Raw genomic sequence first — 16,108 nt, 5'->3', positions numbered from 1 at the left:
TTTTATACCAAAGGGTCTTTCGACCCTTTAAAAATTATAATTTATATATACTCAATTCTTCCTTTATTATTTTTCTTAAATACTCCTTTTCCGATTGTGGGAGAAAAGCTGCTTCAACAGAGTTATCAATAAGCTTAATTATATCTTCTATAGAAAATCCTAGATTATCCATTAAAAATTCATATTCTTTATCTAAAGTGGTATTAGAAACTGTTGTATTGTCAGTATTTATGGTTACTCCTATACCTTCTTCTAAATATGTTCTTATAGGATAATCTTCTATAGAATCTACTGACTTTGTTTGTAAATTACTAATAGGACACATCTCTAAAAATATATTTTTTTCTTTCAATAGTTCCATAACCTTTGGATCCTTTATAGCCGCTATTCCATGACCTATTCTTTTTGCATGAAGTAATTCTACAGACTTAGGTATATTCTCTACGATCCCTGTTTCACCTGCATGTATAGTTATATTATATCCTTTCTCATAAGCTAATTGAAAAGCCTCTTTATGTATCTCAGGTGGAAAATCATGTTCATTACCTGCTAAATCTACAGCTACTACTCCTTTCCCAAGATATTTCTCTCCATATTCCACTACTTTTAAACTGTTTTCCCCACTATCATATCTCATACATATAAGGATGGCATTAGATAATATATTGAATTCTTCTTTGGCTCTATCCATTCCCTTCAATACACTACTTACAACTTCATCAAAGCTAAGTCCCTTTTCCATAGAAAGAAATGGAGCAAATCTTATTTCAACATATTTTACATTTTGTTTACTTAAATCTTCCAAAAGCTCATAAGTAATTCTTTCTATATTTTCTCCTCTTTGCACAACCTTCAATGGATAACTAAACTTTTTTAAATACTCCTTTAAAGAGTCACACTCTTCTCTAACACTTACTAGTTTTTCAAATTCTTTAATATCTTTAACTTCTAATTTTTCTCCTTCTTTAAGTAATAGTTCATACATGGTTTCTGGTCTTATACTTCCATCTAAGTGACAGTGTAATTCTATTTTAGGTATCTTCTTTAAAATTTCTTTCATAAACCTGCTCCTTTCATTATATCTCTCTTAAACCATAGCTCTTTATTATTATTTCTAACTATAGAATATTATTCATCCAGACTAATGTCAAACATTTAGATAATTTACCTTGATATCTTTCATAATCTTTTGTAAAATTGATTTGATGTATGAATTAATATTAGGAGCTGAATAACTATGGGACAAGAAATTGGAGAAAAAATAAAAGAGTTAAGACTCTCCCAGAAAATGACCTTAAAACAATTGAGTGAAAAAACAGATTTATCTATTGGATATCTTTCCCAACTAGAAAGAGGGCTCACTTCTGTGGCTATATCTTCATTGAAAAGCATAGCAAATGCCTTCAGTGTTGACTTAAGCTTTTTTTTCGACCCTCCTGTTGCTAATGAAAACAGAATTTTACGTAGCTTTGAACATAAAGTATCTCTTGTTGCAAACTCTCGATTTATATATTCTAACTTGGGAAATGATATGGAATGTGAAAATATATCTCCATTTATGATAACTATATTACCAAATCACACTAACGAAGAACTTGTACCTTATTCTCATAGCGGCGAGGAATTCGTTTATGTATTGGAAGGTATTTTAACTGTTTTCGTTGATAACGAAAGATATGAACTATATCCTGGAGATAGTATACATATTCGATCTGAACTTAAACATAATTGGGATAATCACACAAGTAAACTGGTTAAAATATTGTGTACCTATTCACCTAAAATATTAGATTTAAGGGAAAACTTAAAACAGAAAAATCATAATATTTAAAAATACTGAGGCGATAATACGCCTCAGTATTTAAAATAAATTAGAAATTTTAAGTAATCTATAAACCATTACTGCTGTTTCTGCTCTACTAGCTTTTGATTTAGGAGCAAATTCTTTTTTATCTATTCCTTCTACTATTCCTACACTATTAGCCATTGATACTGCTTCTTTCGCCCATGAGGATATATTATCTTTATCAATAAATTTTAAATCTTTATCAATATTATCTTTCTCATATCCTATATGATTTAATGCTCTAACAATAATAACTACCATTTCCTCTCTAGTTATTTCATTATTAGGTCTAAATCTTCCGTTATGTCCATCAACGATGTTTAAACTTGCCAATACTTTTATATCTTCAGAATACATTTGATTATCAACAATATCTTTAAAGATTATATTACTATTCACAGGCTTTAAATCAAGAGCTTTTACTAAGATTTTACAAAACTCTCCTCTTGTTATTGTGTTATTAGGTTTAAAGTTCATAGAATCTACTCCATTTATAATATCTCTAGATACTAAGACTTCTATAGCATTATTAGCCCAACCTATATCTACATCCTTAAACTTTTTATCGTATTGTAATACAACATATTTCCCAGGAATTTTTATCTCTTTTCCTATCCTTCCGTCCCTATCTATTTTACCTCCTACAAACTTAAATTTTTCCGTACTATCCTCCACATATAATCCGATTTTTTCAAAATTGCTGTCTTTATCTAAATCATATTTAATTGCCATGTATATTGGATTTTCAATATTAATATCATTTACCTTGTTTCCTTTAATGGATACAAATCTCATCCCATATACTTTTGAAAACTGAGTAAATTCTTTAGAAAAAATTTCATTATCTTTATTAATTCTTAGTTCTATAAAATAACTATCTTTAACATCTAATACACTAGCTTCAATTTTTAGCAATAATTCATTAATTATAAATTCTAATTCTTTTTTGTTTTCACTTATATGAGAAATAAAATTGGATTCAATCCTAACAATTATTTCATCTACTTCTTCTTTTATGTCTCCTCTAATTACTAGCTTTTCAGTACTCTTATTAGATATTTGTTTTTCTATCTTTTCTTTTTTTACTTCTATTAATGCAACAGTCTTTCCTATTTCATTTTTCGATATAGTTAGCCAGCCACAATCAATCTCCTTTTTATATGGGCTTTTTGATATATTAGTTTTTCCTACTTTATTTTCTGTCTCAGATGTTGACGGTGTAGGCTTTTCAGGTTCTTTTGGTTCTTCAGGATTTTCTTTATTTATAAGTTTAAAAGTTCTTTCTTCCATATTATTAAATGCTTTTACCTTAATTACATAGTTATCTGGTTTCAAGGTTAATGGCAGTTTAAATTTTATAAAGAACTCTCCATTTTCTTGTGTAGTATATTGATCTATTTTATATAAAGATAGTCCAGTTATATCTTCTACTACTACGGAAATATCTGTATTTTTGGCACCTTTACTTTCATGCATTACTATACCTTTTCCTGTTATGTATTCTCCAGTATAAAAAATTTCTTTATCTAAATTAAAGTTTAGGTAATACTCTCCTTTGTTTGCATAGGAAACAGAAATAGTAGATATCATCAATAATGCAATCATCATCAGGATAGAAATAATCCTTTTATACATCTTTGCACCCCCTTCATATATAACCTATTCTATTTCACCACAAATTTCATTGACTTACTTGATGATAATGGTTTCATATTAATTAAGCTATCCCAAACATAAATATCAACTGTATGTTCTCCTTTTTCTAGTCCATAAGTACTGAATCCTAATGAATACTCTGTAATATTCTTATTTATAGGCACAAACCTTGAAGCATAAGGAACTTGATTTTTATCTTTAATTTCAATCATCACTATTCCTTCATTTATGTTTTCTTCTTCTAATATTTTTATCTTCGTATTAACAAATATGGTATTTCCTAGATCAAATTCATTTTTTTCTTTTCCCATTTTATCAACTGATGTAATCTTTATTATTTGTATAGGCTTTCTTTCTGAAATATCTATATTTCCGCCGCTTAAATCCATTCCATAACCAGAATGTACGTTAGAATTATAAAAAGCTTTTGTATTACCCAATTTATCTTCAAGAATTATAAAGTTTACTTCACAAATTCCTCCTATACCATTGATAAAGTCAGTAGAAGTTATATATCTTCTATCTATTAATTCTAACTTTCCTTTTTGTTCTATTAATTTATCATTTTTATCTTTCATAATATAGCCTATATATGCTTTATCACCTAAATCTTCATAGGAATTATTATTTTTTGCATCAATAATAATATTTCCATCCTCTACCTTAATACTATTAATTGTCAATCCATCATTATTAAAATCAACATTTACATTCTCTTTATTGCCTCTCATAATATGAATCTTTGCTTTACTTCTATCTTGGCTTTCTTCTGTAACAAGAATTTTCAAATCATATTTAGATAATTGAAGTCCCGTTTGTGGATTAGAAGGATTGGTATAATCTTTATTATCATTGAATTCAGGATTCATTAAAACATAATTATCTTTAGTTACAGCAGTATTGCTCCAAGTATGAGTAAACTCTTTTTGTTCTCTTAAACTAAAAGCTGCATCATGCATGATAAAATCTGCCCTAGAATCTATTCCCCATTCTCCATTAGGCATTTCCCATATTATTGGATTTTGATCTGCATCTACTATGCCTACAAAAGTGTATCCTGGATGATCCTCTACTTGTTGATCTGGTTTTCCATAATCATCTACCCATTTAGTATCTATATACCAAATTAAGAGTCCTGGATCATAACCAATATTTTTCCAAAATGTATTAATATGTGCTAATCCTTCATCAACTTTTCCTTTTTGACTATTACGCCATTCAAGTAAATAATAGTGTTCTGACTTTTCTACACCATTAGATTTTGTAAAACCATTTAATTCAAATCCATCTTTAGTATAAGTTTCTATCTCTTTTACTACTTTCTCATTTTCTTCTATTTCAGATTCTTCTACTGGTTTTGTTTCTTCCTCTACTCCTACTTCAACTTCATTTATATCCTTCCCTTCTTCTTTAAGTTCTTCTACTGATTCCATTTCTTCTACTTCAGATTCTTCTAGAGGTTTCGGTTCTTCTGCTATCTTAGTCTCTTCTATTTCTTCTATTGCTCCTCTTTCACTTTTTATTCTAGTCTCCCCTTCAGCACCATCAAAAAATATTTCTTCTCCATCAGCAATTATTCTTATATCATCTAAATAAATTCCTTTCCCTGGAGTATTGGTATCTGTCCAGAAATAAAATGTTAGGTCTATTTTACTACCACAATATTTAGTTAAATCAAAATCTGCGTCAATCCATTGATCGTTTGAATCTCCTGTAATTCCATGACCTGGATTCCTCTCTTTTATTTCCTCTTCTGTTTCATTGTCAATAAGCCAATCATCTACCTCTGTAGTAGTAATATTTCCTTCAACAGTTTCCCATTCATCTTCTTTTCCTACTTCATTTACTCTCACCGTTGCAAAATCAAATCCAGGATCGATATTATACCAGGTTTTAAATTTTAATTCTGCTTTCTCATAATTACTTAAATCAATAGTTGTCTTCATTGAATTTCTTAAATTGTTTTCATTGCCACTAAAATATGCAAATTCACCATTAAATGGTGTCGTTATTGTGGTTGTCTTTTCTGGTAAATTAATTCTAACCGTATCTACTCCACTACCTCTTGAACTGCTTTGATTCAACTCAATATCTATTCCTTGTTGATCAATATCTTCTAAGTTAATAACTCTCTGATTCATCCAATTTGTCTGTATTCCCTTTTCTTCAAAACTATTTTGTAAATATTCTCTACCATATGCTCCAAAACAGTTAGGCATAGATCCTTTTATACTTTCTCCTGTATAGCTTCCACCCATAATGGACCAATATTCAACTGGTGGGTTACTTCCACTAGATCCATATAAATCTGGTAATCCTAACACATGTCCATATTCGTGAATTAATAAATCCAATGCTGAATCCTGTGCTACTATAATGAAATCATCAAATAACCACTCTTTTCCTTCATGATCCTCTATTTTATAGTACTCACCCTTCATTTCATCATCGTAATACCAAGTAAATCCTCTTCTAAATGGCCATATAGCTGATTCTCCTAAACTTCCGCCTCCCCACTCTTCTCCAATTCCAGGATGGATTATTATAACTGTATCTATTACTCCGTCAGGTTTAAAGTAATCTCCTTCACCGCTTTTATTCTCTATATCAAAATCAGATAAATTAAAGTTTGAATCTTTTGCTACAGCTTGTATAGCTTCCTTAACCAGTTCTAAAGCTTCATCCTGATCACTGTAATTTCTATTTCTATCTGCACCATAATATGCTGCCTCATTTTTAGCTTTATACCAACCAGCAACTTTTCCTTTAATAGAATAACTTCCTCCAGATACTTCTTTATAAAACTTATTAAATGTCATATATTCCTTTCCATCTGAACCTATATATGTGTCTTCTCCAAAGAGCATTTCTTCAAACAATTCTGGGGTATAATCAGAACCTTTTAAGCCTTTTATACTCCAATCTTCCTTTTTATCCAATTCTTCATGGCTATAATCTGCATAATCCATTAGTATTACTAGTGGCTTTGACACTATCTTAGATTCCCCTGTGGCAATATTTTTATTAAAGTTTTCAACTGCATATACATTAGATGTAAAAATAACTAAAGATAGTAACAAAATTATAATGCTAGATAATTTCTCTTTCCTTTTCATAAAATAATCCCCCTTTTTAATATATTTATTTAATATTTAGCAATATTAAATTAAAAATGGCTCTAGATTAACTTTATATTTCAGAATACATCTTTATTAATCTAGAGCCATAACTATCTAAGGTTTCAATTAGTACTATAGTTTATATTAATACTATACTTAGCAGTAGCACCATCTATAGAATATATTTGTAAATAGTATCTTCCTGGTTGTACGTTGAATTTTCCCTTTAACATATTATTTTCATTTTGCTGAGGATAGGCTATATAATTGTTTAAATCTAACTCACTATATACTAACCAGTTGATTCGTCCATCTCCATGTTTAGTTACGTTAATTTCAACTTCTCCAGGTTTAGCTACGTCAAAGTAAAATACATCTAACCCATCATTATGATCAATTTCCCCCGACACAGATACATTAAAAATTATAGATCCGTTGGCTTCATCAAAATCATCATTTGGTTCAGTTTCTTTAGTTATACCTTCTTCTCCTATAGGGGACTCTATAATCGTTGCAGTAGTATTCTTAATATCAATTGCTCCTTTATCATCTGTTACCGTTAAAGAAACCGTAAAGTTTCCTGATGAAGTATATACATGAACTGGATTTGCCTCTTCACTAACGTTTCCATCTCCAAAGTCCCATAGATAAGATACTATAATCCCGTCAGGATCATTAGAGCCATTGCTGCTAAAATTTATATCTTCTCCTACAACTCCTGTATATGGTCCATTTGGATTGGCTATAGGTAACTTATTTTCTGTAGGATTAGTTATTTCATCATCAAGGAGCAAGCCTCTAAAAATTACATCAAACTGATATTTATTTTCAGAGTTTACTCTATGATTCGTGAAATAACAGGTTACGGTCTTGTAGCCACTCCAGTCAAGTTTATTTAATTCATATAGGAAATTATCACAGATATCATTCATCTTGTTCATGTCGTTAAGTTTACCTAATGAGTAATCTCCCGTATATGTTCCACTTATGGTAAAGGTATTAAATAGTTGTGATTTTTGTTCTGTGACTTTAACATCGGTAATATTAGATACAGAGGTGATTTCTGATTGGATTTCGGATAAGTTTTTATTTGGATGTTCTATTAAATAATCATCTGAAACTAAAGGTATTGTTAGATTATCATATCTATCAACTAATTCTTGCATATAATTTTGATATTTTCTATCTAAATTAGTATCATTACTTAAAGTTTTGATGTAGTTATCATAATTTGTTACATCATTTCCTTTAATATAATTAGTTAATCTATCATATATATAGAAGTCTTTATCATATATATAATTTAATAACATACAAGCATAGGTATAAAATTCAAACCCATCATTATAGGAAGAGTGTAATGTCTGTGATACATTATATCTGTTGGCTGGAGATGTATATATAAGGTTGCTCACCATAGATTTTCTAGGTAAAATTCCAGAAGTTCTAGTAGAACCTGCAAATAGTTCTGCTCCCCCTTCTTCATACCAAGTTAACCTATCGTTATAATATATTTCAGAATCTCCCCACATTCCAGGAACTACATATCTACCTTGTAAATAATGGGTAAATTCATGTCTAAATAATTCTTCTAAAGTATATATACTTTGTTCAGGAGTTCTTTCATAGGTAAAGAAGGTTCCCCAGCTTTCTATATAGATTCCTCCATTGTCAGTGTCTAATCCGTTTAATACACTATTTATGTTGTATTCATCAGGATCATTATATATAATGATTGTCAATACATCATCTTTGTTGCCTAATTCTAAAGCTTCATCACTGCCAATTGTTCTGAAAAATTGGGAACTTACTTCCTTAGAAGCCCAATAAAGTCTTTTTACCTTTTCTTCAGTCACTCTACTCCCAGTCTTTACAACAATCTTACCATCATCAAAGTTGTATATATTGGGATAATACTTTTGTGCTCCCTCTTTCTTTAATTTATCTAAATCTATTACATTTCCATTTATGTCTTTTCCGTTATAATTGTATACGATCCCACTTACTGCTTGAAAAAACTGTTCACCTAAGTATGGATACATATTCATAGCTTGTGTTAAAATTTCTAACCCCTTATTTTCAAAAGTATGATATTTTCCTAAAGTTGCTATACAATAAATTCCATTATTTATAAGCCAGGAATTATTTGAAGTTACCTTTCCAAATAAGGCAATCTCACCAATTTTATTTATAAATTCGTCTATTTCTCCATACCATTGTGTCTCCTTAGGAAGCACTTTTGCTTCATAATAGGTATACATACTAATATCATATTCAATACCACGTATAATACTGTAGATGGCCTTTCCTTTTGAATTATCTTTTATAAAGGTATCAATATTAGACATGTATTGCTGCATTATAGGTGTAACCTTCTTTACAACTTCAGCATTACATGAACCGTTTCCAATTAATGCTCCTACAGAATCAACTACACTATCCTGTGCCATCGTTCCCAATTTAAAATTAGGATTTGATGTAATTGCTACTAAAGCTGGTAAACATTTATCATGGAATTCTCTATCGTCTAAATACCTCAAATTATTATTGTAAAATCCTAAATAAAATCCTGCTCTTATAACTTCTACAAGTGTTGGGATTCCTTTATTATCAGTAGATGTGTATTGACTTCCTCTATCAGCAAGAGCATCTATTAGGAATTGCATACGATTTCTATCGCTATAGAACTTATAAGCATCATCACTATATTGGAAAATACCTATTATCTGATCCCACTCTATTGTAACTAACAAATCTACTAATTCATTATTATTCAGTTTATTTAAATCGGCAAAGGTGTAGGTCTGAACATCTTTAGAAATACTTGGGTTCATTATAGTATTATTTATTTCATTATCATTATCATTATCTGGTGGTAAATATAATGGAACTGCTTCTTCTGCACTGAAATAATTAACACTTCTTTGTGAGTCATAAGCACTAGGTATTCTTCCTAAAGGTTCTCTTCTTAATGTTTCAATTGTAGTATAATTATCTAAAGCTTGTCCTTTCTGTCCTTCCGCTAAAACCAAAGAAAAAGAATTTAACAATAAAGCTAAAACTAAGGCTGTTAGAATCGCTAACTTTTTCAACTTTTTCATACAATAACTCCTCCTATAGGATATTTTAGTGTAAAAGTTAACTCCCCTTTTATAAATTAAGTTTTCATTTTCTTAACACCTCCTTTTCTAGATAATATTTTTTCATATCTATGCCATTAAATTATGTTCATATTAAATTTACACTAAATAAATACGATTATTTTTTTAATTTCATTAATACTTTATCGCTTTATTTTAATATTACTATAATACAGTATTTTGAATGTAGCAAGTACTATTTTTAGATTTTTGTTATTTTTTTAAATTCATTTTTCTACATTAATGTCCACTAATATAAAAAGTAAATCATTATAATTGAACTAATAAAATTAAATATGAATTTTTAACTACACTTTGTATTAATTTGTAGAAAAATGAGAAAACAAAAACATTTACAAAAATACTTTCATATGGTAAAATAACCACCAAATACAATTATTTTCTAAAGGAATGAGCATAATGGTAAAATGTAATAATTTATCCATTGGGGAAAACTTAAAGAGAATAAGAACGGAGTTGGGATTAAAACAGTATGAGATTACAGGAGGAGAGATTACGAGGAATTTAATAAGTATTATTGAAAACAATAAGACTCCTCTTACTGAAGATAATGCTAAGCTAATTTGTCGAAATATTAATAAGATTATGGAAGATAAAGGTTTAGATATTATTATTGAGCCTGAAGATATTTTCAATCCCGATAGATATGATGCAAAAAAACAATCCGATTTATATATTAAAGAATTGGACAACCTTATATCAACTAAAGACTATAACATTGAAACAGAGTATATAAATGAAATAGAGACATTTTTAAACAAATGGAATCTAGTGGATAAGAAAATAAGAATTTATGAAATTTTAGGAGATATTTACTATAATTTAAGAAACTACTCTAAGGGATATCATTATTATTCTAAAGGATGGGAACATACCTTTAATTATCCCAATAAACAATTTCGTTATAAGCTTGTATTAAAGTTAGTAGTAATGTGTATTTTTACAAATAGGTATAAAGAAGCTACTAATTTATGTGATTATGCTCTTTTAAATAAGAAAGATATACCTAGAAAGCATATGGGTATTCTCCACTATAATAATGCTCTTGCTTATAAAGAATTAAATTTAATAGATAAGTGTTTAGAACAAACATCAGAATACTTCAAATACATTGAAAGTACGAACTATAAAGAATTAGTAAGAACTTTCATTCTACAAGGGCTATGTTATTTAGAGATTAAAAAATATGATGAAGCTTTAAAAAGTTATAATAAGGCATTAGATATACTACATATACAAGAAAATTTAGAAGATTTATGTTTAGTCTATGTTAATAGTGCAGAAATATATTTAAAAATGAATTGCAAAGATAAAGCTATCGAATACATTAATAAAGTTCTAGATAATATTTCTAAGTTAAATATAAACTCGAACTATCCTTCCAAATTATATAATCAAATTGCTATCATATATAATTATTTAAATGAATTTGACTTAGCAGAAAAGTACTATAACGAATCATTAGTATATGCTAGAAAAAATAATCAAAATGAAATAATCAAAGAAAATTTACTACAGATATTTGATCTTTATCAGAAATCTTTGGATTATAAAAAAATATTCGAATTAATTAAAAATCATAAAGATATTTTATTAGATATTCCATTAGATAAGAATATTCTTTTAATACTAAAAACTTTAGAATTTCATATAATTAATAAAGGTGAAAATGAAGCCTTACAGTTAATAGAAAATTTAATAACTAATAATGAGGAGGAAAAAGAAGATGAAAATTAAAAAAGCATTAGTAGGTTTCATATCTTTAACATTAATATTATTTAATTTGAACTTAGGATTTATTTCATTTGGGCATACACCAGATCCTGTAATGCCAATCTTTACATTTGGACATACACCAGATCCTGTAATGCCAACTAGTACATTTTACTCAATATTAAAAAAATAAAAATATATAATAAAGGGATATTTCAAGATGACTTTCTAGTCATTTTGAAATATCCCTTTTATTTATAAAATATTTTTAATTATAAGATTACCTAAAATTAAATCTATTAGTTCTTTCATTATAATTTCTTGTTAAATTCCTATTCTTTTTCTTTATTTTCATCATTCTCAATAAAATCACATTTTAATTTTGTTATATCAACTTTCCTAACCATTTTCTCTACTTTTTCATATTTTATATCCTGTTTTACGCCCCATCCTTCTAATATTTCTTCTGTGCCAACCCAAACTTTTGTCTTTGTCGGCATATATTCGAATAATTCTTCTACATCCTCATTTATCATTCTAATACATCCATTGGATATATATTTTCCTATGGAAAAAGGAGAAGAATTTCCGTGTATACCATATCCAGTATGTTTTTCTGTAGAAAGACCTAACCATCTCTTTCCCAAAGGATTATTAGGGGCTCCACCTTTTACTGGTTTAAACTTACCTCCCATTCCTCCCCAATATGGATTTTTAGCTTTATTTATTATAGTGAACTTATAATTAGGAGTAGGTGTAGACGACTTCCCTAATGCTACAGGATATTTTTTGTATATTTCTCCATTACTGTATACTGTTAGTATCTTCTTATCTTGATTGATTACAATAAACCATTTTTCTTCCATAACTTCCTTAGGAAGAATATCTACTATTACTTTATTCGTTTCATTTAATGCTTCATTAGTACTTTCTTCAAGAATACCATTTACAGTCAAATTATTTTCTGCTTGAAATCTTAATAGGGTATTTCTTTGTTTTAATTGTTTTTCATCATATCCGTTACTTATATATCCCTTTAGGATTTCTTCATTTTTTTGTGATTCAGCATAACCTATATTAACGAGGAAACATAAAAGAATCACCGTTATTACTCCAATTTTTTTAAGCGTTTTATTAATGTTCATTAAAATAGTCCCTCCTTCCTTTATATACTATTCATATGGAAGCAGGGAGTTTAATGTTTTTTTAATAAAATTTAAAAATTTCATTAACACTTTTTTAGTTTCAGCATAATCTATTATGGAGATTAAAAAACTTTATATCCTAATTTGGAGGTGTTGTTAGTGAGTGATAATCAACGTGGTGGTCTATTAGGTGGTTTGTTCGGTGGCGGAGACTGTGGTGGCGATTCTTTATTATTCTTTTTCCTACTATTGGTAATTTTGTTCTGTGGTCCAATATGCAATAATAGATGTTAATTAAAATTTTAGTATTTCGGGGCTAGTCCCCGATTATTTTTTATAGGGTGGCTTTCTAATAATTATTTCATTATATCTTAATATTTTTGAATTCCTAATAGGTCTTCAATCTTTTCATTCATATAATTATAGGAATCATACACTCCTTGGTTATAAAACTCAGGTGCTATTTCGTTTATAAAAAAATCTAATATTAAAGCTGCTGATAAATCACCTAAGTCTTCTTCCCTTTCATTTAAAAAATAATTTTTAATAGCTGAAATCATTTTATCTTTCTTTTCTTTGCTTAATTTAATTTTATTACCCATTATAAAAACTCCTTTTATATGTACTTTTGCTAAGTATAATATTATCTAATAATATTATATATTTCAAGGAAATTTCTTTTCATCTCCTTATGTAGTTATTTATGATATAAATCTATAAAAATAAAGGTGACTAGGCTAAATGCCTAGTCACCTTTATTTTCTCTATTCTCTATCTATTAATTGTTTTTCTCCCATTTCCACTAACTTTCTAGTCATAACTCCGCCTACTGGTCCAGCTGTAAATATATTATCTACTGGATTATCATTAGAAAGTGTATCAGGTAATCCTAACTCATTAGCTATTTCTATTTTCATTTCATCTAATGCTTTTCTAGCATTAGGATTTAATGGACTTTTACCCATATAAATCACCTCAAAATTTTAAAGTTGTTTATATCTTATTTTGTATAAATAAGCGATTTTAAATACAAGGTAATTTAAAGAAATTTAAAACAAAAAAAGACCAGATTGAACTGGTCTTTTGATTAGTAGTATACAACTATGGCATCATAGCCATGAGCTTTTAATTGGCTTGCAAGTTTATCTGCATTTTCTCTTTCTTTAAACGCTCCTGTTTGAACTTTATACAAGCCTCCAACTTCAACAATTATAGCATCATATCCTCTATTTTTTAATTCATATACCAATTTTTGAGCATTTTCCCTTATGCTGAAAGCACCAACTTGAACTCTATATAATCCACTTGGCGTTTCTTTATATGGTATACCTAAATAATTCAAAATCCCTTTTGCTATTGCTTTGGCTAAATCATTTTGCCTATTTTTTAGTATATTAGCATCTTGAGCATTATCTATAAAGGCCATTTCAACTAATGCAGCTGTCATATTAGTTTCTCTTAATACTGCAAAGTTGGCTGTTTTAGTTCCTCTATTAGATGTATATACTCCACTAGCAATTATGCTATCAAGAATATTTTTGGATAATTTAGCACCTTGCACGATACCTGGATAACTATAAGTTTCTACACCTTTAGCAGTTCCATCGTATGCATTACAATGTATTGAGACAAAAATATTTGCACCAATATTATTTGCTTTTCTAGCCCTTTCAGATAAATCTACAAAGACATCTGTAGTCCTTGAATAATATACTTCTACATTATGATTTTTTAGGATTTCTCCTATTTTCAATGTTGCTGATAAAGCTATATCTTTTTCCCTTAAGCCATTTCCTAATGCTCCTGGATCACTACCTCCATGCCCTGGGTCTAAAAATACTTTTACCATAATAAAACCTCCTAATTTAATATTAAAAGGTACCTTTGCCTAATATATAGAAAAAGGTACCTTTTTTTACTATGGTCGTATGAAAATTTAAATAAAATATTTTTTATTCTTTAATGTCATCACTTTCTTCTTTAAGCTTATTTAACGTTTTAACTATAAATTCTGGCAGTGGTATACCTAACAAAGCTATATTTTCTGTTATGCTAATCCCTTCATTGGCTATATAAAAATAACAAGCCATAGTTCTAAATAAGCTGTTATCATTGCTAACTGCTATATCCAATTGATTAGCAATTATAATTACAAAAAATATAGCAGCTTTTCTAAGAAGTCCATTAAATCCAACTGAACTAGATAATTTTTTATTAATAAATCCATTCATTATCCCAGTTAAATAATCCATTATTATAAATATAGCTAATATTTTCAATGAGGTATTCCATCCTCCAATTAAGTAAGTTAATCCTGTTCCTACCGTTGCTATAATTCCATTAAAAATTGTTTTATGATTCATCTTATTCCTCCAAAAATATAGTAAAGAAGGGCATAAAAAAAGCCCTTCCTATTTTGCTATAAAACCTATTTCAGATAATTCACATTACGTCACCACTATTTCTTACTGTAATTCTTTTATTTCTTATAATAATTGATTTATTATATTAGTTTCTAATTATTCTATTTAAACCTTGCTACTTTATATTTTAATAGAGTATATCCATGTTTTCCTGAGATTAATTAGTTTCCTAGATATTTACTATAATAGACTATATTATAGCACTCTATTATTTCTGCATAATTTTTTTATTTTATGATAATCTATCTATAAAAGATATAATTTTTACACTAATTTACTTAATAGTTTATCTTTCATAATAATAAATTTTTTATGAAAGATTGCTACTAATTTTAGCCAAGCAAAATTTTTAAATGCCATAAACAACCATTACTCTTCCCCACCATCTACTATCCCCAGAAGCAGATGCTCTGGCAGTACAGCTTCTATCATCAGTACTTACAGAAACACTAGCATATATACTAGTACCATTTGACTCTCTTATATCTGCTACTGTATTTCCTTTTTCATCACAGAACTTACTAACACCTGCAAACCACCCATATTGTCCTCCTCCAATACTTACGGAACCAATATGAGCTATAAATATTGGAGAGCTAGGATGTTTAGTAAAAGTAATAGTAGACTCTTCTGTACCCGATGTACTAAAATATTTATACTGAAAGCTTAATTTAGATTCATAACTACCAGTTATACCACCAATGTTGATACCAGCCTTAACGTTACTTGCAACTAAATTTGCAAACTGTGCTTTAATATATCCACCACTATAATATCCACTTGGTAGATTATATTGTCCTCCTTGTGTCGTTATAGTTTGTGCTAAACTTCCTCTATTAGGCATAGTACCTGTTAACTTTTTCCCTTTAACATAAGCAGTTTTACCACTTAATATATCTCCTGCTACTGCTGTGGCATCTCCTGTTTTATCTGTTTCTATAGACTTTATCCCTAAATCTAATTCATTAAATGTAGCAACTGTACCCTGTTTAGAAACCCTTCCACCTTTGGACTTGATAGAGGTTTCTAATAAGTTTTTGCCATC

14 protein-coding genes are annotated in these 16,108 nt (G+C 28.7%); 4 read left to right on the top strand and 10 right to left on the bottom strand.

The window, feature by feature from the left end; all coding sequences use genetic code 11:
* Positions 1-34: 34 nt before the first annotated feature.
* Positions 35-1,060: an adenosine deaminase gene (gene add / locus KQI42_RS19435; RefSeq protein WP_216522187.1), complete on the bottom strand. Its 1,026-nt coding sequence runs from the start codon at positions 1,058-1,060 to the stop codon at positions 35-37.
* 177 nt (positions 1,061-1,237) lie between these two features.
* Here add and KQI42_RS19430 point away from each other — a divergent pair, with 177 nt between their 5' ends.
* Complete coding sequence (locus KQI42_RS19430; protein WP_216522186.1) at positions 1,238-1,831, top strand: helix-turn-helix domain-containing protein; 594 nt, start codon at positions 1,238-1,240, stop codon at positions 1,829-1,831.
* Positions 1,832-1,861: 30 nt separating this feature from the next.
* Here the strand turns inward: KQI42_RS19430 and KQI42_RS19425 are convergent, their stop codons facing one another.
* From KQI42_RS19425 to KQI42_RS19415, 3 genes are all read right to left on the bottom strand, one after another.
* Complete coding sequence (locus KQI42_RS19425) at positions 1,862-3,481, bottom strand: S-layer homology domain-containing protein (protein WP_216522185.1); 1,620 nt, start codon at positions 3,479-3,481, stop codon at positions 1,862-1,864.
* A gap of 29 nt (positions 3,482-3,510) precedes the next feature.
* Positions 3,511-6,618: an immune inhibitor A domain-containing protein gene (locus tag KQI42_RS19420; RefSeq protein ID WP_216522184.1), complete on the bottom strand. Its 3,108-nt coding sequence runs from the start codon at positions 6,616-6,618 to the stop codon at positions 3,511-3,513.
* Between the two features lie 125 nt (positions 6,619-6,743).
* Positions 6,744-9,722: a collagenase gene (locus KQI42_RS19415; protein WP_216522183.1), complete on the bottom strand. Its 2,979-nt coding sequence runs from the start codon at positions 9,720-9,722 to the stop codon at positions 6,744-6,746.
* A 450-nt stretch (positions 9,723-10,172) separates the two neighbouring features.
* Between KQI42_RS19415 and KQI42_RS19410 the strand changes: the two genes are divergently transcribed.
* Together KQI42_RS19410 and KQI42_RS19405 are read left to right on the top strand one after the other, a co-directional pair.
* The gene (locus KQI42_RS19410) at positions 10,173-11,519 is read left to right on the top strand and encodes a tetratricopeptide repeat protein (protein ID WP_216522181.1); all 1,347 of its coding nucleotides are present in this window, start codon (positions 10,173-10,175) and stop codon (positions 11,517-11,519) included.
* Positions 11,509-11,688, top strand: a complete 180-nt coding sequence (locus KQI42_RS19405; RefSeq protein ID WP_216522179.1) for a hypothetical protein — start codon at positions 11,509-11,511, stop codon at positions 11,686-11,688. Before KQI42_RS19410 ends, KQI42_RS19405 begins: the two co-directional genes overlap by 11 nt.
* A 139-nt stretch (positions 11,689-11,827) precedes the next feature.
* Here the strand turns inward: KQI42_RS19405 and KQI42_RS19400 are convergent, their stop codons facing one another.
* Positions 11,828-12,640 carry a L,D-transpeptidase gene (locus KQI42_RS19400; RefSeq protein WP_216522177.1) on the bottom strand — a complete coding sequence of 271 codons (813 nt, stop codon included), beginning with the start codon at positions 12,638-12,640 and terminating at the stop codon, positions 11,828-11,830.
* A 159-nt stretch (positions 12,641-12,799) separates the two neighbouring features.
* Here KQI42_RS19400 and KQI42_RS21550 point away from each other — a divergent pair, with 159 nt between their 5' ends.
* Entirely contained in the window at positions 12,800-12,934 is a 135-nt protein-coding gene (locus KQI42_RS21550) for a hypothetical protein (protein ID WP_281420527.1), read from the top strand.
* Positions 12,935-13,011: 77 nt separating this feature from the next.
* On the opposite strand, the gene KQI42_RS19395 is transcribed toward KQI42_RS21550, so the two are convergent.
* The 5 genes from KQI42_RS19395 to KQI42_RS19375 form a co-directional block, all read right to left on the bottom strand.
* On the bottom strand, positions 13,012-13,242 hold the full coding sequence (locus KQI42_RS19395; RefSeq protein ID WP_216522175.1) for a DUF2164 domain-containing protein: 231 nt from the start codon (positions 13,240-13,242) through the stop codon (positions 13,012-13,014).
* A gap of 162 nt (positions 13,243-13,404) precedes the next feature.
* Positions 13,405-13,605, bottom strand: coding sequence for an alpha/beta-type small acid-soluble spore protein (locus tag KQI42_RS19390; RefSeq protein ID WP_216522173.1), 201 nt, complete (start codon positions 13,603-13,605; stop codon positions 13,405-13,407).
* Between the two features lie 122 nt (positions 13,606-13,727).
* Positions 13,728-14,489, bottom strand: coding sequence for an N-acetylmuramoyl-L-alanine amidase (locus tag KQI42_RS19385; protein ID WP_216522171.1), 762 nt, complete (start codon positions 14,487-14,489; stop codon positions 13,728-13,730).
* A 103-nt stretch (positions 14,490-14,592) separates the two neighbouring features.
* On the bottom strand, positions 14,593-15,003 hold the full coding sequence (locus KQI42_RS19380; protein ID WP_216522170.1) for a phage holin family protein: 411 nt from the start codon (positions 15,001-15,003) through the stop codon (positions 14,593-14,595).
* 409 nt (positions 15,004-15,412) lie between these two features.
* A partial coding sequence (locus KQI42_RS19375; RefSeq protein ID WP_216522169.1) for a hypothetical protein occupies positions 15,413-16,108 on the bottom strand: 696 nt, incomplete at its 5' end.

Source organism: Tissierella simiarum, assembly GCF_018917865.1.
Lineage (GTDB): Bacteria > Bacillota > Clostridia > Tissierellales > Tissierellaceae > Tissierella_C > Tissierella_C simiarum.
This window is presented reverse-complemented; position numbering and strand designations above follow the sequence as displayed.

Coding starts and splice junctions, on each gene's coding strand:
- KQI42_RS19425 (WP_216522185.1), bottom strand. CDS start 3,481: ATGTATAAAAGGATTATTTCTATCCTGATGATGATTGCATTATTGATG.
- add (WP_216522187.1), bottom strand. CDS start 1,060: ATGAAAGAAATTTTAAAGAAGATACCTAAAATAGAATTACACTGTCAC.
- KQI42_RS19395 (WP_216522175.1), bottom strand. CDS start 13,242: ATGGGTAATAAAATTAAATTAAGCAAAGAAAAGAAAGATAAAATGATT.
- KQI42_RS19415 (WP_216522183.1), bottom strand. CDS start 9,722: ATGAAAAAGTTGAAAAAGTTAGCGATTCTAACAGCCTTAGTTTTAGCT.
- KQI42_RS19405 (WP_216522179.1), top strand. CDS start 11,509: ATGAAAATTAAAAAAGCATTAGTAGGTTTCATATCTTTAACATTAATA.
- KQI42_RS19380 (WP_216522170.1), bottom strand. CDS start 15,003: ATGAATCATAAAACAATTTTTAATGGAATTATAGCAACGGTAGGAACA.
- KQI42_RS19390 (WP_216522173.1), bottom strand. CDS start 13,605: ATGGGTAAAAGTCCATTAAATCCTAATGCTAGAAAAGCATTAGATGAA.
- KQI42_RS19420 (WP_216522184.1), bottom strand. CDS start 6,618: ATGAAAAGGAAAGAGAAATTATCTAGCATTATAATTTTGTTACTATCT.
- KQI42_RS19400 (WP_216522177.1), bottom strand. CDS start 12,640: ATGAACATTAATAAAACGCTTAAAAAAATTGGAGTAATAACGGTGATT.
- KQI42_RS19385 (WP_216522171.1), bottom strand. CDS start 14,489: ATGGTAAAAGTATTTTTAGACCCAGGGCATGGAGGTAGTGATCCAGGA.
- KQI42_RS19410 (WP_216522181.1), top strand. CDS start 10,173: ATGAGCATAATGGTAAAATGTAATAATTTATCCATTGGGGAAAACTTA.
- KQI42_RS19430 (WP_216522186.1), top strand. CDS start 1,238: ATGGGACAAGAAATTGGAGAAAAAATAAAAGAGTTAAGACTCTCCCAG.